Source organism: Rhodopseudomonas palustris, from assembly GCF_034479375.1.
Lineage (GTDB): Bacteria > Pseudomonadota > Alphaproteobacteria > Rhizobiales > Xanthobacteraceae > Rhodopseudomonas > Rhodopseudomonas palustris_M.
On the sequence record NZ_CP140155.1, the window covers coordinates 1,485,834 to 1,512,235 of the forward strand.

Sequence of the window (26,402 nt, forward strand, 5' to 3'; positions counted from 1 at the left end):
TCCATCGCCTTCGAGAGAATTTGGATGCGTTCTTGTTAAGAGGATGGATGCGCGGGTCAAGCCCGCGCATGACCACTTCGTTTGTGCCGCCGCCTATTTCATCTCGCTGAGGCGGGCGGCATAGCGCGCCATCAGGTCGACCTCGAGATTGACGGCGCCGCCCTCGCGCCAGTCGCCGAGGATCGTCGCGGTCAGCGTGTGCGGGATGATCAGCACCGAGAACCGCGTGTCCTCGACGGTGTTGACCGTCAGCGAGGTGCCGTCGAGCGTCACCGAGCCCTTCGGCGCGATGAAGCGGGCCAGCTCTCGCGAGGTTTCCAGCGTGAACCGCGCCATGTCCGGCAGTTCCTCGCGCGCCACCACGGTGGCGACGCCGTCGACGTGGCCGGTGACGATGTGGCCGCCGAGTTCGTCGCCGATCTTCAGCGCGCGTTCGAGATTGAGCCGGGTGCCGACGCCCCAATGCTGCGCCGTGGTCATCGCCAGCGTCTCGGCGCCGGCGTCGACCTCGTACCAGGTGCGGCCGCCCGCCGTGCCGGAGCCGACCACGGTCATGCAGATTCCGTTCGAGGCGATCGAGGCGCCGTCGGCGATCGTGGTCTGGTCGTAGGAACAGCCGATCCGCAGCCGGTGGAGCTGCCCCTGCGCCGTGGGCGTCAGGGCTTCGATCTCGCCGATATCGGTGACAATGCCGGTGAACATGCGGTGCGGCCTCTTAGGTGGGCTCGTAGATGGTGAGAATGTCGGGTCCGAGGCGCTCGCTGCTGCGCGCGCGCCAGGCCGGCGATTGGGTGATGGCGGTGAGCGGGAGTCCGTCCAGCGCATCGACGCCGCCCTCGCCGATCGTCTTGTCGCCGCGCAGCAGCCAGATCTCGTCGGCGAGTTTGGCCGCGACGAAGGCGCTCGCGACCCGCGCGCCGCCTTCGACCAGCAGCCGCGTCACGCCCTTGTCCGACAGAGCGCGCAGCACTGCGGGCAAGTCGAGCCCCGGCGTGGCCTCGCAGTCGGCAACGTGGATGACCTGCGCACCGGCCGCGCCGAGCCGCGTCGCGGCGGCGGCCTCGGCGATGTCGGAGGCCATGAGCCACAGCGGCGTGGTCCGCGCCGAATGCACCAGCCTGCTATCGCCGGGGATCCGCAGGCTGCGGTCCAGCACTACCCGGGTCGGCGACTGCGCCGCCATCCCGGGCAGCCGCACGGTCAGTTCCGGATCGTCGGCGAGCACGGTGCCGATCCCGACCAGGATCGCGTCGGACTGCGCACGCAACAGATGCACCCGCAGCCTTACCTCCTCGCCGGTGATCGCCACCGTCTTGTGGCCGGCAGCCGCGATCTTGTCGTCGGTCGAGACCGCGAGCTTGAGCACGACGTGCGGTCGCTTTTCGCGAACGCGCAACAGATGGCCGGCGTGATCGCGCGCGGCCTCTTCGGCGCACAGCCCGAGATCGACCGCGATGCCCGCGGCGCGGAGCTTGGCATGGCCCTGCCCGCCCACCAGCGGATTGGGATCCTCGATCGCCGACACCACGCGGGCAACGCCCGCGGCGATGATCGCATCGGCGCAGGGCGGCGAGCGCCCGTGATGCGAGCACGGCTCCAACGTGACGTAGAGGGTCGCCCCGCGCGCGGCTGCGCCGGCCCGCGCCAGCGCCTCGACTTCGGCATGCGGCCGGCCGCCGTCCTGGGTCCAGCCGCGGCCGACGATGACGCCGTCCTTGACCAGCACTGCCCCGACCGCGGGATTGGTGCCGGTGCGGCCGAGTCCACGGCGGCCGAGCGTCAGCGCGAGCTGCATGAAGCGCCGATCGGCGGCTTTGCCGGCCTTCTCGGCCGCTTTTGCGACCTTGGCGCGCTCGGCATATTGGTCTTCCAGGATGCGGAAGATCATTTGCGGACCAGCGCCGGCCGGGACTCCTCCTCGCCGGACAACTCACCCAGCACGGCCTCGAAGTCCTTTGCCTCGCGGAAATTGCGATAGACCGAGGCGAAGCGGACATAGGCGACGTCGTCGAGCTTGCGCAGGTGGTCCATCACGATCTCGCCGATGGTCTCTGACGAGATGTCGGCCTCGCCGCCGCTCTCCAGCTCGCGCACGATCGCCGACACCATCTGCTCGACCCGCTCCGGCTCGACCGGCCGCTTGCGCAGGCTGATCTGCAGCGAGCGCACCAGCTTGTCGCGGTCGAACGGCACCCGGCGGCCGTTACGCTTGATCACGGTCAGCTCGCGGAGCTGCACCCGCTCGAAGGTGGTGAAGCGGAAATTGCAGGCGATGCAGACCCGCCGCCGCCGGATCACCGAGGAATCCTCGGTGGGCCTGGAGTCCTTCACCTGGGTATCGAGGCTGTTGCAGTTCGGGCAGCGCATCGCGACGCGTCCTCAGTGCTCTCCGGAGGTTTAGTCCCTCCCGTCGTCATGGCCGGGCTTGTCCCGGCCATCCACGTCTTCTCCCGCTGCCACGCCGTAGACGTGGATGCCCGGGACAAGCCCGGGCATGACGGTGTTTAGTTACTGATAGATCGGGAAGCGGTCGGTCAATTCCTTCACCCGCTGCTTCACCGAGGCTTCCACCAGCGGCGCGGCGCCGTCGGGGGATTGTGCAATGGCGTTCAGCACTTCGGCGATCAGGTTCCCAACCTGCTGGAACTCGGCGACGCCGAATCCGCGGGTCGTGGCCGCCGGGGTGCCGAGCCGCAGGCCCGAGGTCACGAACGGCTTTTCCGGGTCGAACGGGATACCGTTCTTGTTGCAGGTGATCGCGGCGCGGACCAGCGCCTTCTCGGAGACGTTGCCCTTCAGTCCCTTCGGCCGCAGATCTACCAGCATCAGGTGGTTGTCGGTGCCGCCGGAGACCAGATCGAAGCCGGCCGCTCGCAGCGTTTCCGCAAGCGCCTTGGCGTTTTCGACGACGTTCTTCGCGTAGACCTTGAAGTCAGGCTGCAGCGCTTCCTTGAACGCTACCGCCTTGGCGGCGATCACGTGCATCAGCGGACCGCCCTGCAGGCCGGGGAAGATCGCCGAGTTGAACTTCTTGGCCAGCGCCTCGTCGTTGGTGAGGATCAGGCCGCCGCGCGGACCGCGCAGCGATTTGTGGGTGGTGGTGGTGACGACATGGGCGTGCGGCACCGGCGAGGCATGGACGCCGCCCGCCACGAGGCCGGCGAAATGCGCCATGTCGACCATGAAATAGGCGCCGACGCTGTCGGCGATCTCGCGGAAGCGCTTGAAGTCCCAGGCGCGCGGATAGGCCGAGCCGCCGGCGATGATCAGCTTCGGCTTGGTCTCCTCCGCCAGCTTGGCGACCGCATCCATGTCGATGGTCTGGTCCTCGCGGCGCACGGTGTAGTGCACCGGCTTGAACCATTTGCCGCTCATGTTGACGGTCGCGCCGTGGGTCAGATGCCCGCCGGCGGCGAGATCGAGGCCCATGAAGGTGTCGCCGGGCTGCAGCAGCGCCAGGAACACCGCCTGGTTCATCTGGCTGCCGGAGTTCGGCTGGACGTTGGCGAAACCCGCGCCGAACAGCTTCTTGGCGCGCTCGATCGCCAGATTTTCGGCGACGTCGACGAATTCGCAGCCGCCGTAATAGCGCGCGCCCGGATAGCCCTCGGCGTATTTGTTGGTCATCACCGAGCCCTGCGCTTCCAGCACGGCGCGGCTGACGATGTTCTCCGAGGCGATCAGCTCGACTTCGTGGCGCTGGCGGCCGAGTTCACCCTTGATCGCGGCGGCGATCTCGGGATCGGCCTGCTCGAGCGAGGCGGAGAAGAAGCTGTCGGGCGCGGACGCGGTTTTGGCTGAAGTGCTCATGGGCAATGTCTCCACCGCCGCAGCCGGTTGAGGCGGGTGCGAGCGGTTACAGGATAGCGGTTCGGAAGCGGCGGCTGGGCCATAGCATATCCGCGCCGGCGGGCCAAGGACGCCCGCCACATTTGCGGCCATGCGCTCCGATCAGACCCAGATATGGTGGATGCGAAGGGTTTGCAGGAGGGGGCGCTTCCGCAATTTCCCTCCAAGTTGATCAGCATCGCGGAGAAGCGCCCCTTGGTTCCCGATCCAATAACCCATGGCTCCCGAATCCGCTGCAATCGTCTCGTCGAATCGACCGCTGGTGCAACGAGTCACCCTCACGCCATCCGATAAGCTCCGCCCTTCTCCACGCTCCGAACGAACGCCGGACGCGCGTGCATCCGCGCGATCCACGCGGTGAGCTCCGGATAAGGCGCGAGCCTGCCGAACGATCCCGCGACTTCGGCGACGAAGCTCATCATGATGTCGGCGCCGGTGAGGCTGTCGCCGACGAAGTATGCCCTGCCCTTCAGCGCGCCCTCGACGAAGCCGAGATGGTTGGCGATCTCGCTGTCGATGCGGGGCTGCAATGGCGCGGCGGCGTCTTTCAGGCGGCTGGTGTAGAGCTGCAGCATCAGCGGCAGCATCGCCGAGCCTTCGGCGTAGTGCAGCCATTCCTGATAGGCCTCGAAGTCGCGGGTGCCCTCGGCGGGGCGAAGGCCGCTGTCCTCGCCGTAGCGGCGCAGGATGTAGTCGACGATCGCGCCGGACTCGACCAGCGTCAGGTCGCTGTCGGTGATCACCGGCGACTTGCCGAGCGGATGCACCGTGGCTAGCTCGGGCGGCGCCAGCCGCGTGGTGGCGTCGCGCTGATAGCGCTTCAGCTCGTAGGGCGCGCCGATCTCTTCCAGCAGCCACAGGATGCGCTGCGAGCGGCTGTCGTTGAGGTGGTGGAGTGTGAGCATGAGCCTGACGACCTTCGTGCGAGGGGGCGGCGGACGGATGCGCACCGCGATAGGCGAGACTTCAATTTCGAATCACCACCGATTGTCCCCGGACGTCACTGCGCTCATCCGGGCTCCTCCGCATCGTGACGGATCTCGACCGCCCCTCACATCGTCTCCTGCTTCGCCCCGCATTCCTTGCAGACATAGGCGACGCGGGTGACGCCTTTCGGCGCCTTGACCTTGTTCGGCGCGCCGCATTTGCCGCAGGTCACCATCAGCACGGTGTCGCCCTGCTTCACCGTCACCTTGCGGTTCGCCATCGCCTCGCGCATCAGCCGTTCGGCCTCTTCGCGCATCGCCTTCTTGTCCATGCCCTCGCCTTGCTCTTGAAAATCTCCCGCGCCTTGTAGCGCACCGCTGCGACGGCGCCGCAAGAATTTCGGCCCGCGACGCGAAATCCGGTTGACAGGCAGCCGGCGCGAGGAATTCGCACCTATTGAGCCTCTCGGCGAGGGCTTTCGGGACGTCGCCAGCGTCACCGCTTGTCCGGCGGCGGCAGATCCGGCGCACCGTCCGGCGGCGGATTGCGGTCCAGCTCGGCGATCAACTGCTTCATCTCGGCGAAGACCACGACGCTCGCGGCCACGATCGAGAGCTTGGCGCCTCGGCTGGGATACATCGGCCCCATGTAGCCGATCAGAAGCCGAGCCGGCGCCCCGCGGGCCACGCGCACGCCTTCGTCGCCTACGGCGCCGAAGCTGGCGGAAGACTCCGCAGCGCCTGCTTCAACAACGGCAGCTGTGCTTCGGCGAAGCGGCGGACGTCGTCGTTGTCGGGATTCAGCAGATAGCGCTGCAGCATGCCGATCGTGTCGGCGATGTCGTCCTTCTGCCTGGCGGTGTAATCGCGGACGAAAGCCTCCCCGACCGCGCCCTGCAGGCCGGCGAGTTCGTTGCGTCGCACCAGGCTCGGGTCGGCAGCGAAATCGATGTTCAGCAGCGCGAACATGTTGAGCCGCGCGATCGCCGCTTCGCGTTCCTGCGCGCGTTCGGCCTGCTCGAGTGCGAACCGCTGCACGGCGTCGTTGCCACGCGTTGCGGCGATACCGGCGGCGCGAATTTGCACCATGTCGAACTCGTGCATCAGCCGCAGCACGTCGTGGCCATTCGGAGGCCAGCCGAACATCCGCTTGATGCCGAGGTCCTCGATCAGCGAACGTTTGCGCGGCGTCTCGGATCCGGCGACGGCGCCGGCGAACACCACGATCGCCGGGAGGATTGCCACCAATCCTGCAACCCAACGGATCATCTTCGGCTCACCATTCCATCGGCTTCGATCGAAGTGGAAGTCGGTTCGCGAAGAATACAGAAGGAGTATACAGAAGGAGTCAAATCAAAGATCCGGTCTGGATCGATGACTGGACCTGCCCTAGAGGCCGGTAAAGCCCGCCTTGACCGGATCGTTGCTGCCGTCGAGTTCGCGCAGATACACCAGACCGCAGACGGTGAGGCGGTTGTCATCGGTCTCACCGGCCTCGAACAGCGTCCGGATGTAACTCTCGACCTTGGTCTGCGCCTCTTCCGCAGCTTCACGGCTGGTCAGCAGACCATATGTCTGGATCACGCGATCGACGGCTCGTTGCATGCAAGTGCCTCTGGGTTCAAGCCGCCATCTTGGCGGCTTCGAAGTTGGAAATCGCCTTGTTGGCGAGCTTGATCGGATTGGTCTCGCCGCGATGGAACATCCGCACGATCAGTTCCAGCAGCGCATCGTTGGTCGCCGAGCTGTCGGGGATCACGCCGGTGCGGCGCAGATAATTGGCGGCGATATCGTATGCCTGTCCGATCACGTCGACATTCATGACCCGCAATCCTCGCTCCACCAGCATCGCTCTCTCCAGCGGCTTCACGAAAACAAGTCGCGGCAGCGCGGAAAGTTCCCGTCCGGGACCCGGAAATCTCGGCGCTGCAAGATGACGAAGCAAAAAAATCGGCTCCCCTCGCGGAGAGCCGATGACGACGGAGCCTGGAAGGAACGGAAAGCGCCCGTGCCTGCCTCGTTCGGGCAGCGCCTGGCGTGAGCCGGCTGGCGTCGGCGCGTTCCCGGATCGGGAATCAGAGCCGATACAGGATCTGGTCGGTCCAGAACCGCTCGAGCCGGTGCAGCGACTTGTTCAGCGTGGCGAACTCCTCGCTGGAAATGCCGCCGACCTGCTCCACCGTCCTGACGTGCTTCTGATACAGCGCATCGACGATGTGGCGAACCTCCTGGCCCTGCGCGGTGAGCCGGATCCGCACCGAGCGGCGGTCGACGCGCGAGCGCTGGTGATCGAGAAAGCCGAGCTCGACGAGCTTCTTCAGATTGTAGGAGACGTTGGAGCCGAGATAGTAGCCGCGCGTGCGTAGTTCGCCCGCGGTGAGTTCCTTGTCGCCGATATTGTAGAGCAGCAGCGCCTGCACCGAATTGATGTCGGCGCGACCGCGGCGGTCGAACTCGTCCTTGATGACGTCGAGCAGCCGGCGATGCAGCCGCTCCACCAGAGTCAGGGCCTCGAGATAGAGCGGCTGGACCGGCGCTTGTCCTGCGACTGCGGGCGCGGCGGCTTCGGCTGCCGTGGCAACGGCTTTGATCATGACACTTCCCCTGTCGTCTTTTTATGATCGACTTATTCGACGAAACTTGTGTCCCGTCTGATAGGTCCAACTTAATCGGGGCGTTTGAAGATCGGCTTAAATAAGACAATAAAGAGATCATGAATTGAAGACAGTGAATCGCGGATTAAGCCTGCAAATCGGCCACTTCTTGCAACGTTTGATTCACGTATGGGGGCGGATTCAAAGCGCTTTGCGTCCCCCCTGTCGCATTTGAGAACAGCTTCGTTAGAATTCGAAAGATTCCCGTAACGGACCTGACCGAACCCTTTAAGGTGACCGGAACCTTACCCCGCGCAATTCGCGGAAAATCTTACGCGACGCCGCGCGTGCGGCCTTCCCAATACGGCGCGCGCAGCACCTTGCGGTCGATCTTGCCGAGGCCGGTCACCGGAATGGTCGAGACGAACTCGATCGACTTCGGCGACCACGGCGCGCCGCGTCGCTCCTTGACATGCGCCTGCAGTTCCGCCGCGTCGTTGTTCGCGCCGGGCTTGAGCACCACGAAGGCCTTGACCGCCTCGCCCCATTTGTCGTCCGGGACGCCGATCACAGCAGCGGAGGCGACGCCGTGATGCGCCATCAGCGCGTCCTCGACCTCGCGCGGATAGATGTTGAAGCCGCCGGAGATGATCATGTCCTTGGTGCGGTCGACGATGTACAAATAACCGTCGGCGTCCTTCACCGCGACGTCGCCGGTGTGCAGCCAGCCGCCGCGAAACGCTTCCTGCGTCGCCTCCGGGCGCTTCCAGTAGCCGTCCATCACCAGCGTGCCGCGCACGCAGATTTCTCCAGGCTCGCCGACGGCCACCTCGCGCAGTTCGGAATCCAGCAGCTTGACGTCGAGCAGCGGGCTCGGACGTCCGCACGAGCCGAGACGGCCGGGCTTTGAGTCGTCGTGGTCGATCTTGCGCATCGTGGTGATGCATTGCGGCGCTTCGGTTTGGCCGTAGAGTTGCACGAAGATGTTGCCGAAGATCTTGATGCCTTCGCGCAGCCGGTCGGGCGACATCGGCGCCGCGCCGTAGACGATCATGTCGAGCGACGACAGATCGTGGCGCGCCCTCGCCTCCTGCGCATCGATCAGCGCGTAGATCAACGTCGGCACCAGGAAGGTGGCGGTGATCCTGTCTTCGGCCACCACACGGCAATAGGAGTCGATCTCGAAGCCCTGCACCAGCCGGGTGAAGCCGCCGCGCATCATCACCGGATAGACCGTGATCCCGGCGGCGTGGCTGATCGGCGTTGCGGCGAGATACCGGATTTCCGCCGGCCAGTCCCAGTCGGCATAGAGAATGACGGCCATCGTCGTCAGCGAACGATGCGGGATCATCACGCCCTTGGAGCGGCCCGTGGTGCCGCCGGTGTAAGCCAGCCAGGCGATGTCCGCGGTCGCGCTGTCGTCGACCAGCGGCGCCGGCTCGACGCCGTCGAACCCGGCCAGCAGGTCGCGCGCACCCTCGACCGCGCCGAACGACAACAGATGCTTCAGCCCCGGCACGCGCGCCCGGATCGCCAGCCCGCGCGCGGCGAATTTGCCGGTCTCGACGATCAGCGCGTCGATTTCGGCGTCCTCGATGATGAAGGCATGATCATCCTCGGCGGCCATCGGATGCAGCGGCGTATAGCGCAGGCCCATCACCGTCGCCGCCGAAATTGCGGCCCAGGACTCGGCGCGATTCGACGACAGGATCGACAGCGCGCTGCCTTTGGCGAGGCCGACGGATCGGAACAGCGTGATGAAGCGGCCGACGGCCTCGCCGAATTCGCGATAGGTCCAGCGCAGATTGTCGTCGGCGATCGCCGGCCGGTCGGCGTAGCGCGCGACCGCGTCGACGATCAGGTTGCCGGCGGTTCCGCCGGAATGAAGCTGGCTCATGGTGCGCTCCCCCTCTTTTCTTATGGTTGTTGGTATCGCCGCCGGCACATTGCGGCCGGGTCGGCCGAACTTGCGGCTATGGCGGTCGTTCACGGGCGGCCATCCAGGCCAGCGCCAGATAAGCCGCGAGCAGCAGCGCCTCGATCGAGACGACCAGCAGGCTGCCGCCGTAGATCGCCGGGAACATCAGCTCGATCACCGCCATCGACACCACAGTGGTCAACCAGACCACTGCGCCCCAGGGCGTCGCCAGCCACAGCCCGATCGCCGCCACGAGTTCGATCACGGCGAAATAGACCGTGGCCGTCTGCCACGCCATTGACTGATATTCGAAGGCGTCGTCTTCGCCGCCGACGAAGCCGGTGATCTGGGCCCAGTGATACAGTCCCTTGCAGATCGAGATCACCGCCATCACGCGCAGGAACAGCACCAGGCGCTGGGTCCAGTCGTTCTCGTGGAGGTCGTCGCGTTCCGGCGCGATCGCCGCGACCCCGATCGAGGGGTCGCGCGGGGCGTGGTCACGCGACGAGGGCTGGATTTCGGACATGCGGCTCGCAGTTCGGCGGTGGTCGATCGGCCGTGAGTCTTGGCCCGCCGGACTGGCAAAATCAATCGCCTGTGATCGTGGGGGCCGCAGCCGATTGCGCCAAATCAACAGCGCAGTGACGCGGGGGTGCCAAAATGCTATTTTGATGCACCAAATCGGACGCCCACAGGGAGAGTTGGCAACATGGCGATCAAATTCGGCCGTCCCATCGAAATGCGCGACCCCGCCCCCCGGCCGTCCGCCCCATCCCTCGACCTCACGGTGCGCCCGCGCCGCAACCGCAAGACCGAATGGGCCCGTCGGCTGGTGCGCGAGAACGTGCTGACCACCGACGATCTGATCTGGCCGATGTTCGTGATCGACGGCGACAACAAGCGTGCGCCGATCGCCTCGATGCCCGGCGTCGAGCGGCTCAGCGTCGATCAGGTGGTTCGCGCCGCCGAGCGCGCCGCCAAACTCGACATCCCTTGCATTGCACTGTTCCCGTACACCGAGCCGTCGCTGCGCGACGAGCACGGCACGGAAGCGACCAATGCCGAGAATCTGGTGTGCCGGACGGTTCGCGCCATCAAGAAGGAGTTCCCCGAGATCGGCGTGCTGTGCGACGTGGCGCTCGACCCGTTCACCAGCCATGGCCATGACGGCCTGATCGTGGACGGCCGCATCCTCAACGACGAAACCGTCGCGGTGCTGGTCCGACAGGCGCTGGTCCAGGCCGAGGCCGGCTGCGACGTGATCGCGCCGTCCGACATGATGGACGGCCGCATCGGCGCGATCCGCGAAGGCCTCGACGACGCCGGCTTCCAGGACGTCCAGATCATGGCCTATGCGGCGAAATACGCCTCCGCGTTCTACGGCCCGTTCCGCGATGCGATCGGCTCGGCCAAGGCGCTGACCGGCGACAAGCGCACCTATCAGATGGACCCGGCCAACACCGACGAGGCAATTCGCGAAGTCGAGCTCGATCTCGCCGAGGGCGCCGACATGGTCATGGTGAAGCCGGGCATGCCCTATCTCGACATCGTCCGCCGCGTGAAGGAAACCTTCGCGGTGCCCACCTTCGCCTATCAGGTGTCCGGCGAATACGCGATGATCGCCGCCGCCGCCAACAATGGCTGGCTCGACGGCGAGCGCGCGATGATGGAAAGCCTGCTCGGCTTCAAGCGCGCCGGCGCCGACGGCGTGCTCACCTACTTCGCCCCGCAGGCCGCCGAGAAGCTGAAGAAACAGGGCTGATATCAGGACCGCTCGCCTCCGGATCGCGGGTCCGGTTGCCGCTTTGTAATGTCGCGGCGGCCTTGCAAGGCACGCCGACCGTCGCCATTTCCAGCGCGTCGTGATTTGCGGCACGAAGCAAGGGAGCGAGGGTCATGTCTGACTACGGTTCGAACGGGCCTGGTGCGCGTGGAAATACCGACTGGCGCGACGAAGGCGAAACCTTCGATCCCTGGCGCAATCCGGAACTATTCCAGGGTGTGCTGACCAAGCGCGTGTTCGCGTTTCTGATAGACTTGGTCGTGCTCTCGATCCCGGTGATTCTGGCCATCATCTTCATCACCGTGTTCGGCGTGATCACTCTCGGACTGGGTTGGATGCTGTTCTGGATCGTATCGCCGGCGTCGGTGATCTGGGCGCTGATCTATTACGGCGCGTCGCTCGGCGGGCCGCATTCGGCGACGCTCGGGATGCGGGCGATGGGCATCGAAATGGCGACGTGGACCGGCGAGCCGGGCTATTTCGTGCTCGGCGTGGTGCACGCGTTCCTGTTCTGGCTGTCGGTCTCGATGCTGACGCCGCTGGTGCTGCTGGTCGGCCTGTTCAACGGCCGCAGCCGGCTGCTCCACGATATCCTGCTCGGAACGGTGGTGATCAACAGCATGGCGGCCGCACCACAGCCGGCGCGTTCGTATTGATAAGCCAAAGCGATTGACCCAGAGCGGTCGTGGCGCGATGCTGTGTCGCGGTGGAGGTTGACGAACCGACGTGACACAGCACTCGCGCGACACCCCGCAGTTTTATCTGACGGCCCCCTCGCCATGCCCGTATCTGCCGGGCCGGCACGAGCGCAAGGTGTTCACCCATCTGGTCGGCAACAAGGCCGGCGAGCTGAACGACCTTCTCACCCATGGGGGCTTCAGACGTAGCCAGTCGATCGCCTACCGCCCGGCCTGCGACCAGTGCCGGTCCTGCGTGTCGGTCCGCGTGATCGCCAACGAATTCCGACCCTCGCGCAACCAGCGCAAGATCCTCGCGCGCAACGCCGACATCGTCGGCGAGCAGCGCAATCCGGTGCCGACCTCCGAGCAGTATTCCGTCTTCCGTGCCTATCTCGACCAGCGCCATCGCCACGGCGGCATGGCCGACATGACCGTGCTCGACTACGCGATGATGGTCGAGGACAGCCATGTCGAGACACGGATCATCGAATACCGCAGGCGCACTCCCGACACCGGCATCACCGGCCGCGGCGGCGATCTGATCGCCGCGGCGCTGACCGACGTGCTCAATGACGGACTGTCGATGGTCTACTCGTTTTACGAGCCGGGCGAACAGAACCGCTCGCTCGGCACCTTCATGATCCTCGACCACATCGCCCGCGCCCGCCGGCTCGGACTGCCTTACGTCTATCTCGGCTACTGGATCGAGGGCTCCAAGAAGATGGACTACAAGGGCCGCTATTTGCCGCAGCAGCGGCTGGCCTCCAGCGGCTGGATCCGCGTCGATGCCTCGGGCGAGCATCCGGAGCCGCAGGACTGAGTTTTCAGGTACTACGCGCCGGTCACGAAGTCGAACACCAGCTTGATGTTCAGCGCGATGATGATCGCGGCGATCGCCACCGCCGCCGTCGTCAGCCAGCGCGGCGCGACGAACACGCCCATCTTGGCGCGGCTGGCGGTGAACATCACCAGCGGCACCACGGCGAACGGCAATTGCAGGCTGAGCACCACCTGGCTGAGAATCAGCAATTGTCCGGTGCCTTTCTCGCCGAACCAGATCGTCACCACCACGGCCGGCACGATCGCGATCATCCGCGTCACCATCCGGCGTAGCCATGGCGCCATCTTGAACTGGATGAAGCCCTCCATCACGATCTGCCCGGCCAGCGTCGCGGTGATGGTCGAGTTAAGGCCGCAGGCTAGCAGCGCGATGCCGAACAGCGTCGGCGCCAGCGTCGAGCCGAGCATCGGCGCCAAAAGGGCGTGCGCCTGATCGAGCTCCGCCACGTCTGTCTTGCCGGTGTGATGGAAGGTTGCCGCGGCGAGGATCAGGATCGAGGCATTGATGGTGAGCGCGAAGGTCAGCGCGACCGTCGAATCGATGGTGGCGAGTTTGATCGCCTCGCGACGTTCTGGGACGCTGTCGCCGAAGCCGCGGGTCTGCACCAGGCCGGAATGCAGATAGAGATTGTGCGGCATCACCGTGGCGCCGAGAATGCCGAGCGCCAGATACAGCATGCCGGGTTCGGTGAGGATCTTCGTGGTTGGAGCGAAGCCGGCGATCACCGCGCCCCACTCCGGATCGGCCATCGCGATCTGAATCGCGAAGCAGGCAGCGATCACGCCGAGCAGCGCCACCACGAAGGCTTCGATCCAGCGGAAGCCGAACGCCTGCAGCGCCAGCACCAGAAACACGTCGGCGGCGGTGATCAGCACGCCGAGTTCGAGCGGAATGCCGAACAGCAGATTGAGGCCGATCGCAGTGCCGATCACCTCGGCGAGATCGGTGGCGGTGATCGCGATCTCCGCCGACAGCCACAGCGGCCAGGACACCCAGCGCGGATACGCGTCACGGCAGGCCTGCGCCAGGTCGCGCCCCGCGCCGACGCCGAGCCGGGTGCAGAGCGACTGCAGAATGATCGCCATGACGTTGGAGACCAGCGCGACGCTGAGCAGCGCATAGCCGTATTTGGAGCCGCCGGCGAGCGAGGTGGCCCAGTTGCCGGGGTCCATATAGCCGACCGCGACCAGATAGCCGGGGCCGAGAAACGCGACCAGCTTGCGCCAGAACGATCCGCTGGCGCGGGTCTGGATCGAGCCGAACATATTCGACAACGAAGGCTCGCCACGGGGCGAGCGCCAACCTGCCGCCGCAACCGCGGGCTGCAGGGGAATCTCCGGATCAGGTCGAGGCGTTTTCACATCCATTTCGTCAGATTGGATGATTCTTGGTCTCCTTTTTGCAATCGACCAGCAATTGCAAATGGATACCGATTTCGACCCAACGTGTGAATCGTGGTCAGATGATGGTGGTCATCGTCGACGGAGTCATTGATTGCAAATAAGTCGGCCGGCGCCATCGAGCCCGCCGGCAAGAATATCGAGGCGAAATGCGCACAGCGAAGCCGGACGCCCGGCTTCGACGGCGTGGATCCCGGGGGATCGTAAGCGCGTTGCCGCGCGGAAACGCGGCTACTCGATGCCGCGGCCGAACTTGTTCGACTTCGGAAAACCCTTGGGCGGCAGCCGACCGGCATCGGCGCGGTTGCCGCGCCATTCAGCCAGTTCCTTGATCGTCACGCTGAACTCGCGGCCGGCGGAATCGCGCCAGCCGAGACCCTGCTTGGATGCGAAGGTCGCAATGTCGGACAGGCCACCGTCCTTGTATTTCTGCAGCCGCACGCCGCGGCCGCGGGTCATCTCCGGCACCTGGTCGAGCGGGAAGATCAGCATCTTGCGGTTTTCGCCGATCACCGCGACGCTGTCCGAGCCTTCGCCGACGACGGTCAGCGCCCTCGCCTCGTTCGGCATCTCGACATTGATGATCTGCTTGCCCTTGCGGGTGGTGCCGACGCAGTCGTCCTCGCCGACGACAAAACCCTGGCCGTCATGGCTGGCGATCAGGAATTTGCGGCCGCCCTTGTGCACGAACATCTCAACGATCGCGGCATCCTGCTCCATGTCGATGAACATCCGGATCGGCTCGCCATGGCCGCGGCCGCCGGGAAGCTTGGCGACCTCGAGCGAATAGAATCGGCCGTTGGTCGCCAGCAGCAGCAGCTTCGACGTGGTCTCGGCAAAGAACGACCGCCCAAGCTTGTCGTCCTGCTTGAAGTTCAGGCCCGACAGATCCTCGACGTGGCCCTTCAGCGTGCGCACCCAGCCCTTGTCGGAAATCACCACGGTGACCGGCTCACGCTCGACGAAGGCTTCCTCGATCGCGGCGAGATCGTGCTCCGGGGCGTCTGCGAATTGCGTACGGCGCTTGCCGAGCGGCGTCTTCGGCCCGAACATCTCGCGCACCTTGCGCACCTGTTCGCCGACCTTGGCCCACTGCTCGGTCTCGGATTTCAGAATCGCGTTGATGCCCTTCAGCTCGGCGCGCAGATTCTTGTCCTCGGTGCGGATCTCGAATTCCTCGAGCTTGCGCAAAGACCGCAGCCGCATGTTGAGGATCGCTTCGGCCTGCACGTCGGTGAGGTTGAAGGCCTTCATCAGGACGGGCTTGGGCTCGTCCTCGGTGCGGATGATCTTGATCACCTTGTCGATGTTCAGATAGGCGATCAGATAGCCGCCGAGCACTTCGAGCCGGTGCTCGATCTGCGCCTTGCGATAGTTCGAGCGGCGCAGCAGCACGTCGCGGAGATGGTCGAGCCATTCGCGCAGGCATTCGGCGAGGCCGAGCACCTTGGGGATGCGGCCCTTCACCAGCACGTTGAGATTGAGCGGGATCCGGCTTTCCAGCTCGGTGAGCCGGAACAGCGATTCCATCATCAGGGCCGGGTCGACCGCGCGCGACTTCGGCTCGATCACGACGCGCACGTCTTCGGCGGATTCGTCGCGGATGTCGCCGACCAGCGGCAGCTTCTTCTCGTTCAGCAATTCGGCGATCTTCTCGATCAGCCGTGACTTCTGCACCAGCCAGGGAATCTCGGTGACGACCACGACCCAGGTGCCGCGCGCGCCCTCTTCCTGCAGCCACTTAGCGCGGGTGCGGAACGCGCCGCGGCCGGTCGTGTAGGCCTCGGCGATGCTCTCCTTGGAATCGATGACGATGCCGCCAGTCGGGAAGTCCGGGCCTTTCACGAAACGCAGCAGCGCCTTCGACTTGGCGTCCGGCTTCTCGATCAGATGCAGGGCGGCGTCGCAGAGTTCGGCGGCGTTGTGCGGCGGGATCGCGGTCGCCATGCCGACTGCGATGCCTTGCGCGCCGTTGGCGAGAAGGTTCGGGAAGCCGCCGGGCAGCACCACCGGCTCTTTCGACTGGCCGTCGTAGTTCGGCCGAAACGCGACGCCGTCCTCGTCGATGCCGTCGAGCAGCAGCCGCGCGACGTCGGTCATGCGGGCTTCGGTGTAACGGTAGGCGGCCGGATTGTCGCCGTCGATATTGCCGAAATTGCCCTGGCCGTCGACCAGCGGGTAGCGTGAGGAGAAGTCCTGCGCGAGGCGCACCAGCGCGTCATAGATCGACTGGTCGCCGTGCGGATGGAACGAACCCATCACGTCGCCGACGATCTTGGCCGACTTCTTGAACGGCGTGCCGGGGTCGAGCCGCAGCAGGCGCATGCCGTAGAGGATGCGCCGATGCACCGGCTTCAGCCCGTCCCGGGCGTCCGGCAGCGCGCGATGCATGATGGTCGAGAGCGCGTAAGCGAGATAGCGCTCTTCCAGAGCGTCACGAAGCTGGACTTCGTGAATCTCGGCCGGCTCCGGCGGAATCAGTCGTTTTCCCATGGGGTGGAGTTAGCCTTTGGCTGGGTTTCCGGCAAGTTCTACGGCTGTTTCGCGGGCGACCCGCACATCAAAACCGTCTTTGAACGGTCGTTTCCCGCTGCGGATGGCATAATCGGGCAGCAGAATGAGGCCAATGAGGCTTCGAACAGGCTTCGACCTGCTTACGTCCGCCCGCTGCTTCCGATCAGGCCGCGCACCAGTTCCGACAAGGCAGCACGCGTCTCCGCCCCGAACTTCCGGCGCGGAGCCGCGAGCTGCTGCAGCACGATCCCGACCAGCGCCGAGACGAAAATCTCCGCATGGAGCCGCGGGCTGCCGGAGCCCGCGGCGGTCAGCGCCAGCTCGGCGCTGCGTCGCCAGGTCTCGTACCATTCGGCGACGATCGGCCGGTAGCGATCGTCGCGCGCCGCCGCCAGGAACGCCTCGTAGCAGGCGGTGTGGATCTCGGCATCGGAGGCGAGCTCTTTGGTGTACCAGCCGACCAGTGCGTCGATCCACGCTTCCACGTCGAGCGCGTCGCTCTGCAGGCTCAGCGCCAGCGCGCGCAGACGCTTGACCTCACGCATCAGAGCGAATTTCAGCGCGGCCTCCACCAGCAGATCGCGCGTGCCGAAATAATGGGTGATCGCGCCGAGCGACAAGCCGGTTTCGGCCGCGACCGCCCTGTGGGTGACGCCCTTGAGCCCGCCGCGCCCGATCAGGCGCAACGTCGCCTCCATCACCGGGCGTTCGCGGTCGCTGACTTCGGATTCCATCCTGTCCATGTTGTCGACAGCCGCCTCGCCCTTAACCACTTCACAGAACATTTGTTCTGTTTTATAAATTCTTTGTTCTAATCATGAGAACACCCCCACTCGAGCACGCAGCGCGGCGAAACGCGCCGCCCAGGAGGCAGAGTGCCGACCTACCGCCTGCATTATTTCCCCGAATCCGGAAACAGCTACAAGCTCGCATTGATGTTGACGCTGTGCGGACAGACGTTCGAGCCGGTCTGGACCGACTTCGGCAGCGGCGTCACCCGGACCCCGGAATGGCGCGCGCGCGTCAATCCGATGGGCGAGATTCCGGTGCTGGAACAAGACGGCGCGCGGCTGACCCAAACCGCGCCGATCCTGCTGCAGCTCGCCGAGCGTCACGGCCGGTTCGGCGGCGCGAGCGCCGACGAAAAATTCGAGGTGCTGCGCTGGCTGTTCTGGGACAACCACAAGCTCAGCAGCTATTGCGCGACCTACCGCTTCTCGCGCACCTATATGCCCTCGGCGAACCGGGACGTGCAGGCGTATTTTCGCAGGCGGATCGACGACGCGCTCACCATTCTCGGCACGCATCTGAGCGACCGCGCCTTCGCCGCCGGCGACGCGCCAACCATCGCCGATTTTTCGATGATGGCGTATTTGTCGTTCCCCGACGAGGAGACCGGCTTCGACCTGCCCACGAACCATCCGGCGGTGCATGCGTGGCTCGGCCGGATCGCCGCCCTGCCGGGATGGCGCTCGCCCTACGATCTGCTGCCAGGCCCGCGGTTGCCGCGCTACTTCTGAATCCCGTCGAATGCTCAAGGGATCGCAACCCGCGCCAGATGCTTCGCCACCGCATTGATGAAGCCGTCGCGGGCGTCGGAATGGCCCTGCCCGCGCGGCTCCAGCACGTTGCGCAGCAGGAAGCGGCCGGTCAATTCGAAGCCGTCGCGCAGATCCTGGTCGGACCAGCCGTTGCGTCCGTCATGGTCGTCGCGCAGAAAGCCCGGCAGCCGCAGCAGCTTGTCGCGCCACGGCTCGCCGGCGGAGCGCGACACGGCGCTGCCGGATTTCGGCGAGACGTAGATCAGTTCGGCGGTCGCGCCGGTCGCGGCGCAGGACGACAGATCGAGACCGAAGCCGAGCTCCGCCAGCATCGCCAGCTCGAACCGGATCAGATGCGTCGCCGCCTCGGCGACGTCGTCGAAATCGTCGAGCGTGTGCTCCAGCATCTCGTAGATGTCTTCGTGCGGGTCGCGCTCCGGCAGCAGCCGCGCCAGCGACGCGAGATGGGTGATGCCGTAGACCGCGTGCGACGACGCAAGCATCGTGGCGGCGCGCATCCGCGTGCCTTCGAGCTGGTAGTAACCGAGGTGCTCGTCGAGTCGCGCGCGCCAGACCGCGAGCACGCTGTTGCCGGGCTGCAGCAGCGGCCGCAGCCGCGACGACGCGCCGCCGCGCACCAGGCCGAGATGACGGCCGTGGCCGCGCGTCAGCAACTCGACGATCGCGCCGGCCTCGCCGTGCCGCCGGACCCCGAGAATGATGCCCTCGTCGCTCCATTCCATGGCATGATCGTACAGGATTATTCGCCGGAGCGCAGCCGTGGCGGACGAGCCTCAGGCGTTGAACCAGCCGCGGGCGTCGCCGGTGTAGGACAGATAGATCCCCGCCGCGGTCAGCGCGGAAGACACGATGTCGATCCACAGACCGGCTTCCAGGCCGCTGCTCCCGATGATCTGCATCAGCGACACCACCGAGAACACCAGCGACGCGGTCAGCACGGCGCGCGCCCATTTCTTGCGGCCGTGGGCGGCGAGCCAGACCAGATAGGTCAGCAGCATGATCAGCGCCGCCGCGATGGTGTTGGCGGCGGCGATGACGCTGGCCGACATCTCGGGATCCATCGTGCGGTCCTGAAACGCCACCGAGATGCAGTCGAGCAACAGCGATGCCAGCAGCAGCACCTCGAACCAGTAGACATTCTTAGGAACGCTCATTGCGGTGCCGCTATTCCTTCGGAAATTCGAGGCCCATCTCGCGGTAGCGATCCGGGTCGTTCTCCCAGTCTTCGCGCACTTTGACGAACAGGAACAGATGGACCTTCTGTTCGAGGATCTCGCCGATTTCCTTGCGGGCTTCGGCGCCGATCGACTTGATCGTCGCCCCGCCCTTGCCGAGCACGATCTTGCGCTGGCTTTCGCGCTCGACGAAGATCGTCTGCTCGATCCGCACCGAGCGGTCACTGCGCTCGGTCCAGACGTCGGTCTCGACCGTCGACTGATACGGCAGTTCCTGATGCAGCTTGCGGAAGATCTTCTCGCGGGTGATCTCGGCCGCGAGATGCCGCAGCGGGGCATCCGACATCTGGTCTTCGGGATAGTGGAACGGGCCGACGGGGACGCCCGCGGCGAGCCCGCGGCGGAGATCATCGACGCCGTCGCCCGACAGCGCCGACACCATGTAGGTCTGGTCGAACCGCAGCCGCTCGTTGGCGGCCTGCGTCAGCGCCAGCAGCTTTTCGCGCGGCACCAGATCGATCTTGTTGATCACCAGCACCTTCGGATGACCGACATTTGCGAGATTGCCGAAGATCGTCTCGGCCTGTTCGTCGATCCCGCTGCGGGCGTCGAGCAGCACACACACCAGATCGGCGTCGTGCGCGCCGGTCCATGCCGTCCGCACCATCGCGCGATCGAGCCGGCGCTTCGGCGCGAAGATGCCGGGCGTATCGACCAGCACGATCTGCGAGCCGCCGTCGATGACGATGCCGCGGATCAGCGCGCGCGTGGTCTGCACCTTGCGCGACACGATGGTGACCTTTGAGCCGACCAGCGCATTGACCAGCGTGGACTTGCCGACGTTCGGAGCGCCGATCAGCGCGACGAAGCCGCAACGGGTGGCCGGAGCCGCTTCAGTGATTTCAGGCATCGTGACCGCCAGCGCTGACGCCTTCGCGGGCCAGCATCACCGAGGCGGCGACTTTCTCCGCGGCGCGCTTGCTGCCGCCGACGCCTTCGGCGGGATCGAGCCCCGGCAGGCTGACGGCGACGCGGAATTGCGGATCGTGATGCGGCCCGGTGCGCTCGACCTCGCGATACACCGGCGTCGGCAGGCCCTTGCCCTGCGCCCATTCCTGCAACACGGTCTTGGGATCGCGCAGCGAGCGCGCCGGCTTGCGCATCCGCTCGGTCCAGTTGCGCTGCACGAACTCGGCCGCGGCCGGATAGCCGCCATCGAGGAACACCGCGCCGATCACGGCCTCGCAGATGTCGCCGAGCACGGATTTGCGCAGGCGCGCACCCGCGCCGGCTCCGACGGTGCCGAGCCTGACGCCTTCGTCGAGATCGAGGCTGCGGGCGACGTCGGCGCAGGTTTCCTTGCGCACCAGGTCGGCAAGCCGCTTCGACAGCTCGCCCTCGTCGGCGTTCGGGAAGGCGCGATACAGCATGTCGGAGACGACGAGGCCGAGCACGTGATCGCCTAGAAACTCCAGCCGCTGGTAGCTGTCGGAACGATTGCGCGCGGACTTCAAAGCGGACACGTGGGTCAGCGCGGTATTCAACAGTGCCGGGTCTGCGAAGCTGTGTCCGATCCGCTGTTCGATCGCGACCGCCATGGCTTTCGACTTCGCCCTGCTGCGCCGTTTGCGGTCAGTAGGCGGTTCGGCCGGCGACGTCGGCGCAGCAGAGTCGCTGGCCGTCGGCGGGCTGTCGATGCTGGTTACATCCTCGATCATCGCACGATCGAAAAGATGCGGCTCCAGCGCACCGCGGTCGGCCAGCGCCAGATTTGCCAGGCGTGTTCGCCCTCGGCGATCGAGAAGAAGATCATCTGGGCGCGCCCGATGATGTTCTCGAACGGAACGTAGCCGACGGCGGACAGCACGCGGCTGTCGGTGGAATTGTCGCGGTTGTCGCCCATCATGAAGAAGTTTCCGGGCGGCACGGTGTAGACATTGGTGTTGTCGTAGAAACCGTTGTCGACGCAATCGAGCGTCTCGTAGGAAACGTTGTTCGGCAGCGTCTCCTTCCAGCGCTTGACGCGGGCGGTGGCGTCCGAGCCGCACGGGTCCTCGCCGACGTAGTCGGGCAGCCGCTCGCGCACCACCGGCTTTTCGTTGATGTAGAGCAGCCCCTCCCGCATCTGGATGCGGTCGCCGGGCAGCCCGATCACGCGCTTGATGTAGTCGGTGGAATCGTCCTTCGGCAGCCGGAACACCACGACGTCGCCGCGGTTCGGCTCGGCGCCGAAGATCCGTCCGGAGAAGATCGGCGGCGACAGCGGGATCGAATAGTGGCTGTAGCCGTAGGAATATTTCGAGACGAACAGGTAGTCGCCGACCAGCAGCGTCGCCTTCATCGAGCCGGACGGGATGTTGAACGGCTGGAACAGGAAGGTCCGGATCACCAGCGCGATAATGAGGGCATGAATGACGACGCGGATCGTTTCGCCAATGCCGCTTTCAGATTTCGTACCGGATGTCACGCTCATCGCTTTCCCGATTCCCGTCGCGGGCGGCCGCGCGGTGGACGACTGTTCTCAGGTGAAGCGAACCGCTTCGCGATGAGAAGCTGCTGGAGACGGCGAAGGCCCGACAGGGCTGCTTCACCACAGATTCGACCCGCAGGGGGTTCCGCGCGGTTGTAGACCGTTGTCGGCAAGGGTGCAATCAACCGTCCCGACAAAACTCGCTAATCCTATGACGTATCAGTCACTTTTCCTGCGGCGGAAGCCCTGCGTCAAGCTCCGGGCGTCACCGCAGGAATCGCCGAAATGACGACGAAGGCCTGTGCCAGCGGCCATTCATCCGTGATCGAGAGGTCGATCTGGGCGATCATTCCGGCCGGGGTCAGGGCATCGAGCCGCGCCCTGGCGCCCCCGGTCAGGAGCATCGTCGGCCGACCTCCCCGTTGATTGACCACGCCCATGTCGCGCCACCAGACGCCCTGGCGAATCCCGGTTCCGAGCGCCTTGGAGCACGCCTCCTTGGCCGCGAACCGTTTGGCGTAGGTGGCGGCCACCAGATTCGGTTGCTTGTCGCGCCGCCCGGCCCTCGCCCGCTCGGTTTCGGTGAAGATGCGATCGATAAACCGTTCGCCATGTCGTTCGATCACCTTGGCGATCCGGGTGATGTCGATCAGGTCGGAACCGATGCCGATGATCATGCCGCGATCACCCTGGCGCGGCCGCGGTCCATCGCCGACCGCATCGCTTTCACCGTCTCGCCGAGGCCGACGAACAGCGCCTCGCCGATCATGTAGAAGCCGATGTTCAGTTCGACGATCTGCGGCAGCGCCGCGATCGTCTCGGCGGTGGCATAGTCGAGGCCGTGTCCGGCGTGGACTTCGAGCCCGGCCGATTGCGCCAGCGCGGCGCCGGCGACGATCCGCCGCCACTCCTCCGACGCCTTCGCCGGTTCGTCGTCGGTGATGGCGTCGCACCAGGCGCCGGTGTGCAGCTCGATCGCGGGCGCCTTCAGTTTCGCGGCCATCTCGATCTGCGCGGGGTCGGCGGCGATGAACAGCGACACGCGAACGCCGGCGTCGTTGAACCGCGCGATCGCGGGCGCCAGCGAGTCGCGCTGGCCGACGACGTCGAGCCCTCCTTCGGTGGTGAGTTCTTCGCGCCGCTCCGGAACCAGGCAGACCGCGTGCGGCTTCACGCCGAGCGCGATCCGGACCATGTCCGGGGTCGCCGCCATCTCGAAATTCAGCGGCTTGGAAATCTCCGCCTTCAACCGCTCCATGTCGTTGTCGCGGATGTGGCGGCGGTCCTCGCGCAGATGGGCGGTGATGCCGTCGGCGCCGGCCTCGATCGCCGCCAGCGCCGCGCGCACCGGATCGGGGTGGCGGCCGCCGCGCGCGTTGCGCACCGTGGCGATGTGGTCGATGTTGACCCCGAGACGCAGAGGAGAGAATTTCGGCATGTTGAACCTGCGGGACGTACTACGGAAGGACTTGCGGCGCCGCGCTATCCATTGACGCGCTCGACGTGGGCCACCACCGCCTTGGCGCGGAGCTGGGCGATGATGGCGCTGAGATGCTTGAGGTCGTAGACCTCGAGATCGATGGTGAGTTCGGTGAAGTCCGGCGAGCGGCGGCTCATGTTGATGTTGTCGATATTGCCGTCGTGCTCGGCGATCACGCCGGCGATCTGCGCGAGGCTGCCGGGCTCGTTGACGTTCTGCACGAACAGCCGCGCCGGGAAACGCTGCGGCGTTGTTTCGTCGATGTCCCATTTCACATCGAGCCAGCGCTCCGGCTCTTCCTCGAAATCCTTCAACGCCGGCGAATGGATCGGATAGATCGTGATGCCCTCACCGGGCGTGACGATGCCGATGATCCGATCGCCCGGCACCGCGCCGCCGTTCGGCGCGAACTTCACCGGCAGTCCGGAATGTATCCCGCCGATCGGGACCGCGGCGCCGACCTTGCTCGGTTCGCCGACGGTCTTGGTGCCCGACTTCTCCGGTTTCTTGGCGCCGAACCGCGCCGTGCGTTCTTCCTTGTAGTCCGGGTACATCGCGCGGGCGACGTCGGACGCCTTCATCTCGCCGCGCCCGACCGAGGCCATCACGTCCTCGATCGAGGCTCGCGCCAGCCGCGGCAGCGCCCCCTTCAACTTGTCGTCGGCGTATTCGATCTTGGCGCGCGCGAACAGCCGCTCGACGATGCGGCGGCCGAGGCCGGCATATTGATCGCGCATCGCGGTGCGGGTGGCGCGGCGGATCGCGGCGCGCGCCTTGCCGGTCCGCGCCAGCGACTCCCATGCAGCCGGCGGGGCCGACTGCACGCTCGAGGTCAGCACCTCGACCTCGTCGCCGTTCTGCAATTCCGAAGACAATGGCGCGAACTTGCCGTTGATCTTGCAGCCGACCGCGCTGTTGCCGACGTCGGTATGCACCGCATAGGCGAAATCGATGACGTTGGCGGCGCGCGGCAGCGCGATCAGCTTGCCCTTCGGGGTGAAGCAGAACACCTGGTCGTGGAACAGCTCGAGCTTGGTGTGCTCGAGGAATTCCTCGGGATTCGAGCTCTCCGACAGCATCTCGACGGTGTGCCGCAGCCAGGCGAAGGCGTTGGATTCGCGATTGAGCAGTTCGGTCGGCGAGCCGACGCCGTCCTTGTAGAAAGCGTGCGCGGCGATGCCGTATTCTGCGATCTGATTCATCTCCTGGGTGCGGAACTGCAGCTCGACGCGCTGCTGGCCCGGGCCGATCACCGTGGTGTGCAGCGAGCGATAGTCGTTCTGCTTCGGCGTCGAGATGTAGTCCTTGAACCGCCCCGGCACCATCGGCCACGTCGTGTGCACGACGCCGAGCGCGCGGTAGCAGGCCTCGACGTCGTTCAGCACGACGCGAAAGCCGTAGATGTCCGACAATTGTTCGAAGCCGACCGACTTGCGCTCCATCTTGGTCCAGATCGAAAATGGCCGCTTGCGCCGGCCGGTGACCTCGGCGGCGATGCCGTTCTTGGCGAGATTGGCGCAGAGCTGCGTTTCGATCTCGCCGATCAGATTGCGGTTGCGCTCCGCCAATGCGTCGAGCCGCTGCATCACCACCGCCGACGCCTCGGGATCGAGCGTCCGGAACGACAGATCCTCCAGCTCCTCACGCATCTCCTGCATGCCCATACGGCCTGCGAGCGGCGCGTAGATGTCGAGTGTCTCCTCGGCGATGCGCTGGCGCGACGCGGGCGGCACGAAGTCCAGCGTGCGCATGTTGTGCAGACGATCGGCGAGCTTGATCAGCAGGACGCGAACGTCGTCGGCGATCGCCAGCAGCAGCTTGCGAAGATTCTCCGCCTGCTTGGCCTCGCGCGACACCAGTTCGAGCCGCTTCAGCTTGGTCAGCCCCTCGACCAGCGAGCCGACCTCGTGGCCGAACAGTCTGTCGATCTCGGTCCGGGTCGCCTCGGTGTCCTCGATCGTATCGTGCAGCAGCGCCGCGACGATGGTGGCATCGTCGAGCTTGAGATTGGTCAGGATCGCCGCGACTTCGAGCGGATGCGAGAAATACGGGTCGCCCGAGGCGCGGGTCTGCTCGCCATGCGCCTTCATCGCGTAGACGTAGGCGCGGTTGAGCATGTCCTCGTCGGTGTTCGGATTGTAGCTCCGGACCAGTTCGACCAGGTCGTACTGCCGCATCATCCGAGCCCGCGCGCCGCGCGGCTTCGGCGGGACGGCAACAGGCGCGGCCACTGTGGCCGCATCGGCCATGGCCTCCATCTGTCTCGGGATGCGGCGGCCTGACGCCATACGACAAACCTCAATCGCAGCGCCGGGCGCCGCGGATTACACCGGTCGAAGGATTCAGTTCTTATGGAAATCCGACCGCACAACAGTAAAGCGTTTTGTCACGATGGGAAGACAGATGAACGCGAAAACCAGCCATCCGACAGAGGTTTGATCGACCGCAAGGCATTTCGCCCGGCCCCAAAAACTAACGGCCCGGAGCAATCCGGGCCGTTGTATGAATTCGGGACAGGATCTGGCGCGAGAGCGCCCTACTCGTCTTCTTCAGGCTGCTCTTCCGGCGGCGCCAAGCCCTCGAGGCCCTTCAGCAGTTCTTCCTCGGTCATGCGCTCCAGCGCGACCTCGGTGTCGTCGGCATCGACGCTGGCGCCGGCCGAACCGATCAACGGAACGGTGTCCTGCTCCGGCTCGTCGACTTCGACGAACTTCTGCAGGGAATGCACCAGCTCTTCTTTCAGGTCTTCCGGCGAGACCGTCTGCTCGGCAATTTCTCGAAGCGAAACAACGGGATTCTTGTCGTTGTCACGGTCGATTGTGAGCTGCGAACCAGACGAGATCATGCGTGCACGATGCGCCGCCAGCAGGACCAGGTCGAACCGGTTGTCGACCTTATCAATACAATCTTCCACGGTGACACGCGCCATCGCTAGTCGCTCCGTTCAAAGGACCAAAATGCGGGTTATCCGGCGTAGGTATAGGGGGTTGAAGCGATGCGCAAGAACCAATTTGTCATTTGGCCGTGAACCCTCACTCTGATAATGCACCGGTATACGGCCGATTGGCGACCCATTACTGGGACGAACACGGGTCCGACAACAAAACGCTTCTTTTCAGAAGGAAAAGTATACAATACCGGTCGATGCTTCGTGCGGTTGAAGATTGTGCCGGCAGCCCAGCGCCGACGGCTATTCGTGAAAATCCGACT

At 65.3% G+C, this 26,402-nt stretch carries 29 protein-coding genes; 4 read left to right on the plus strand and 25 right to left on the minus strand.

The features are described 5' to 3' along the window. Positions 1 to 93: 93 nt before the first annotated feature. The 13 genes from SR870_RS06590 to SR870_RS06650 form a co-directional block, all read right to left on the minus strand. On the minus strand, positions 94 to 702 hold the full coding sequence (locus SR870_RS06590) for a riboflavin synthase (protein WP_322517216.1): 609 nt from the start codon (positions 700 to 702) through the stop codon (positions 94 to 96). A gap of 13 nt (positions 703 to 715) precedes the next feature. Next, a complete protein-coding gene (gene ribD, locus SR870_RS06595) occupies positions 716 to 1,888 on the minus strand; it encodes a bifunctional diaminohydroxyphosphoribosylaminopyrimidine deaminase/5-amino-6-(5-phosphoribosylamino)uracil reductase RibD (protein WP_322517217.1) in 1,173 nt (390 codons plus the stop codon). Beyond that, on the minus strand, positions 1,885 to 2,367 hold the full coding sequence (gene nrdR, locus SR870_RS06600; RefSeq protein WP_322517218.1) for a transcriptional regulator NrdR: 483 nt from the start codon (positions 2,365 to 2,367) through the stop codon (positions 1,885 to 1,887). The genes ribD and nrdR overlap by 4 nt, the downstream gene beginning before the upstream one ends. 141 nt (positions 2,368 to 2,508) lie before the next feature. After that, positions 2,509 to 3,810, minus strand: a complete 1,302-nt coding sequence (gene glyA / locus SR870_RS06605) for a serine hydroxymethyltransferase (RefSeq protein WP_322517219.1) — start codon at positions 3,808 to 3,810, stop codon at positions 2,509 to 2,511. 317 nt (positions 3,811 to 4,127) lie between these two features. Beyond that, positions 4,128 to 4,754 (minus strand): glutathione S-transferase, encoded by a 627-nt coding sequence (locus SR870_RS06610; protein ID WP_322517220.1) that lies wholly within the window; start codon positions 4,752 to 4,754, stop codon positions 4,128 to 4,130. Between the two features lie 146 nt (positions 4,755 to 4,900). Then, positions 4,901 to 5,107, minus strand: coding sequence for a hypothetical protein (locus SR870_RS06615; RefSeq protein ID WP_322517221.1), 207 nt, complete (start codon positions 5,105 to 5,107; stop codon positions 4,901 to 4,903). A gap of 164 nt (positions 5,108 to 5,271) precedes the next feature. Further along, complete coding sequence (locus SR870_RS06620; RefSeq protein ID WP_322517222.1) at positions 5,272 to 5,469, minus strand: hypothetical protein; 198 nt, start codon at positions 5,467 to 5,469, stop codon at positions 5,272 to 5,274. An 11-nt stretch (positions 5,470 to 5,480) separates the two neighbouring features. Further along, positions 5,481 to 6,044 (minus strand): DUF4142 domain-containing protein, encoded by a 564-nt coding sequence (locus tag SR870_RS06625; protein ID WP_322517223.1) that lies wholly within the window; start codon positions 6,042 to 6,044, stop codon positions 5,481 to 5,483. A 120-nt stretch (positions 6,045 to 6,164) separates the two neighbouring features. After that, positions 6,165 to 6,380 (minus strand): hypothetical protein, encoded by a 216-nt coding sequence (locus SR870_RS06630; RefSeq protein WP_322517224.1) that lies wholly within the window; start codon positions 6,378 to 6,380, stop codon positions 6,165 to 6,167. A gap of 16 nt (positions 6,381 to 6,396) precedes the next feature. Further along, on the minus strand, positions 6,397 to 6,624 hold the full coding sequence (locus SR870_RS06635) for a hypothetical protein (RefSeq protein WP_322517225.1): 228 nt from the start codon (positions 6,622 to 6,624) through the stop codon (positions 6,397 to 6,399). Positions 6,625 to 6,850: 226 nt separating this feature from the next. Then, positions 6,851 to 7,369 carry a transcriptional regulator LdtR gene (gene ldtR, locus SR870_RS06640; protein ID WP_322517226.1) on the minus strand — a complete coding sequence of 173 codons (519 nt, stop codon included), beginning with the start codon at positions 7,367 to 7,369 and terminating at the stop codon, positions 6,851 to 6,853. Positions 7,370 to 7,700: 331 nt separating this feature from the next. After that, a complete protein-coding gene (locus SR870_RS06645) occupies positions 7,701 to 9,266 on the minus strand; it encodes an AMP-binding protein (protein WP_322517227.1) in 1,566 nt (521 codons plus the stop codon). Positions 9,267 to 9,342: 76 nt separating this feature from the next. Beyond that, complete coding sequence (locus tag SR870_RS06650; RefSeq protein WP_322517228.1) at positions 9,343 to 9,813, minus strand: DUF6163 family protein; 471 nt, start codon at positions 9,811 to 9,813, stop codon at positions 9,343 to 9,345. 183 nt (positions 9,814 to 9,996) lie between these two features. On the opposite strand from SR870_RS06650, the gene hemB reads away from it, so the two are divergent. The 3 genes from hemB to SR870_RS06665 all read left to right on the plus strand — a co-directional run bounded on the left by hemB (position 9,997) and on the right by SR870_RS06665 (position 12,570). After that, positions 9,997 to 11,049 (plus strand): porphobilinogen synthase, encoded by a 1,053-nt coding sequence (gene hemB / locus SR870_RS06655; RefSeq protein ID WP_322517229.1) that lies wholly within the window; start codon positions 9,997 to 9,999, stop codon positions 11,047 to 11,049. Between the two features lie 134 nt (positions 11,050 to 11,183). Beyond that, the gene (locus SR870_RS06660) at positions 11,184 to 11,726 is read left to right on the plus strand and encodes an RDD family protein (protein WP_322517230.1); all 543 of its coding nucleotides are present in this window, start codon (positions 11,184 to 11,186) and stop codon (positions 11,724 to 11,726) included. Positions 11,727 to 11,796: 70 nt separating this feature from the next. Then, positions 11,797 to 12,570, plus strand: coding sequence for an arginyltransferase (locus SR870_RS06665; protein WP_322517231.1), 774 nt, complete (start codon positions 11,797 to 11,799; stop codon positions 12,568 to 12,570). Positions 12,571 to 12,581: 11 nt separating this feature from the next. Here the strand turns inward: SR870_RS06665 and SR870_RS06670 are convergent, their stop codons facing one another. From SR870_RS06670 to SR870_RS06680, 3 genes are all read right to left on the minus strand, one after another. Further along, positions 12,582 to 13,958 carry an Nramp family divalent metal transporter gene (locus SR870_RS06670; RefSeq protein WP_322517232.1) on the minus strand — a complete coding sequence of 459 codons (1,377 nt, stop codon included), beginning with the start codon at positions 13,956 to 13,958 and terminating at the stop codon, positions 12,582 to 12,584. Between the two features lie 264 nt (positions 13,959 to 14,222). Then, complete coding sequence (gene parC / locus SR870_RS06675) at positions 14,223 to 16,484, minus strand: DNA topoisomerase IV subunit A (protein ID WP_322517233.1); 2,262 nt, start codon at positions 16,482 to 16,484, stop codon at positions 14,223 to 14,225. 161 nt (positions 16,485 to 16,645) lie between these two features. Then, positions 16,646 to 17,290 carry a TetR/AcrR family transcriptional regulator gene (locus SR870_RS06680; RefSeq protein ID WP_322517234.1) on the minus strand — a complete coding sequence of 215 codons (645 nt, stop codon included), beginning with the start codon at positions 17,288 to 17,290 and terminating at the stop codon, positions 16,646 to 16,648. 90 nt (positions 17,291 to 17,380) lie between these two features. On the opposite strand from SR870_RS06680, the gene SR870_RS06685 reads away from it, so the two are divergent. Further along, the gene (locus SR870_RS06685; RefSeq protein WP_322517235.1) at positions 17,381 to 18,025 is read left to right on the plus strand and encodes a glutathione S-transferase family protein; all 645 of its coding nucleotides are present in this window, start codon (positions 17,381 to 17,383) and stop codon (positions 18,023 to 18,025) included. 14 nt (positions 18,026 to 18,039) lie between these two features. Here the strand turns inward: SR870_RS06685 and recO are convergent, their stop codons facing one another. The 9 genes from recO to rpoZ all read right to left on the minus strand — a co-directional run bounded on the left by recO (position 18,040) and on the right by rpoZ (position 26,121). Continuing rightward, positions 18,040 to 18,789: a DNA repair protein RecO gene (gene recO / locus SR870_RS06690; protein WP_322517236.1), complete on the minus strand. Its 750-nt coding sequence runs from the start codon at positions 18,787 to 18,789 to the stop codon at positions 18,040 to 18,042. 51 nt (positions 18,790 to 18,840) lie between these two features. Next, the gene (locus SR870_RS06695) at positions 18,841 to 19,221 is read right to left on the minus strand and encodes a hypothetical protein (RefSeq protein ID WP_322517237.1); all 381 of its coding nucleotides are present in this window, start codon (positions 19,219 to 19,221) and stop codon (positions 18,841 to 18,843) included. Between the two features lie 10 nt (positions 19,222 to 19,231). After that, a complete protein-coding gene (gene era / locus SR870_RS06700; RefSeq protein ID WP_322517238.1) occupies positions 19,232 to 20,152 on the minus strand; it encodes a GTPase Era in 921 nt (306 codons plus the stop codon). Then, positions 20,145 to 20,960: a ribonuclease III gene (rnc, locus tag SR870_RS06705; RefSeq protein ID WP_322517239.1), complete on the minus strand. Its 816-nt coding sequence runs from the start codon at positions 20,958 to 20,960 to the stop codon at positions 20,145 to 20,147. The genes era and rnc overlap by 8 nt, the downstream gene beginning before the upstream one ends. Continuing rightward, the gene (lepB, locus tag SR870_RS06710; protein WP_322517240.1) at positions 20,957 to 21,715 is read right to left on the minus strand and encodes a signal peptidase I; all 759 of its coding nucleotides are present in this window, start codon (positions 21,713 to 21,715) and stop codon (positions 20,957 to 20,959) included. The genes rnc and lepB overlap by 4 nt, the downstream gene beginning before the upstream one ends. Positions 21,716 to 21,963: 248 nt before the next feature. Then, entirely contained in the window at positions 21,964 to 22,389 is a 426-nt protein-coding gene (gene acpS / locus SR870_RS06715) for a holo-ACP synthase (RefSeq protein ID WP_322517241.1), read from the minus strand. Further along, on the minus strand, positions 22,386 to 23,150 hold the full coding sequence (locus SR870_RS06720) for a pyridoxine 5'-phosphate synthase (RefSeq protein WP_322517242.1): 765 nt from the start codon (positions 23,148 to 23,150) through the stop codon (positions 22,386 to 22,388). Before SR870_RS06720 ends, acpS begins: the two co-directional genes overlap by 4 nt. 44 nt (positions 23,151 to 23,194) lie before the next feature. Further along, complete coding sequence (locus SR870_RS06725; RefSeq protein WP_322517243.1) at positions 23,195 to 25,480, minus strand: bifunctional (p)ppGpp synthetase/guanosine-3',5'-bis(diphosphate) 3'-pyrophosphohydrolase; 2,286 nt, start codon at positions 25,478 to 25,480, stop codon at positions 23,195 to 23,197. Between the two features lie 248 nt (positions 25,481 to 25,728). Continuing rightward, the gene (gene rpoZ / locus SR870_RS06730) at positions 25,729 to 26,121 is read right to left on the minus strand and encodes a DNA-directed RNA polymerase subunit omega (protein ID WP_011441495.1); all 393 of its coding nucleotides are present in this window, start codon (positions 26,119 to 26,121) and stop codon (positions 25,729 to 25,731) included. Positions 26,122 to 26,402: the final 281 nt, after the last annotated feature.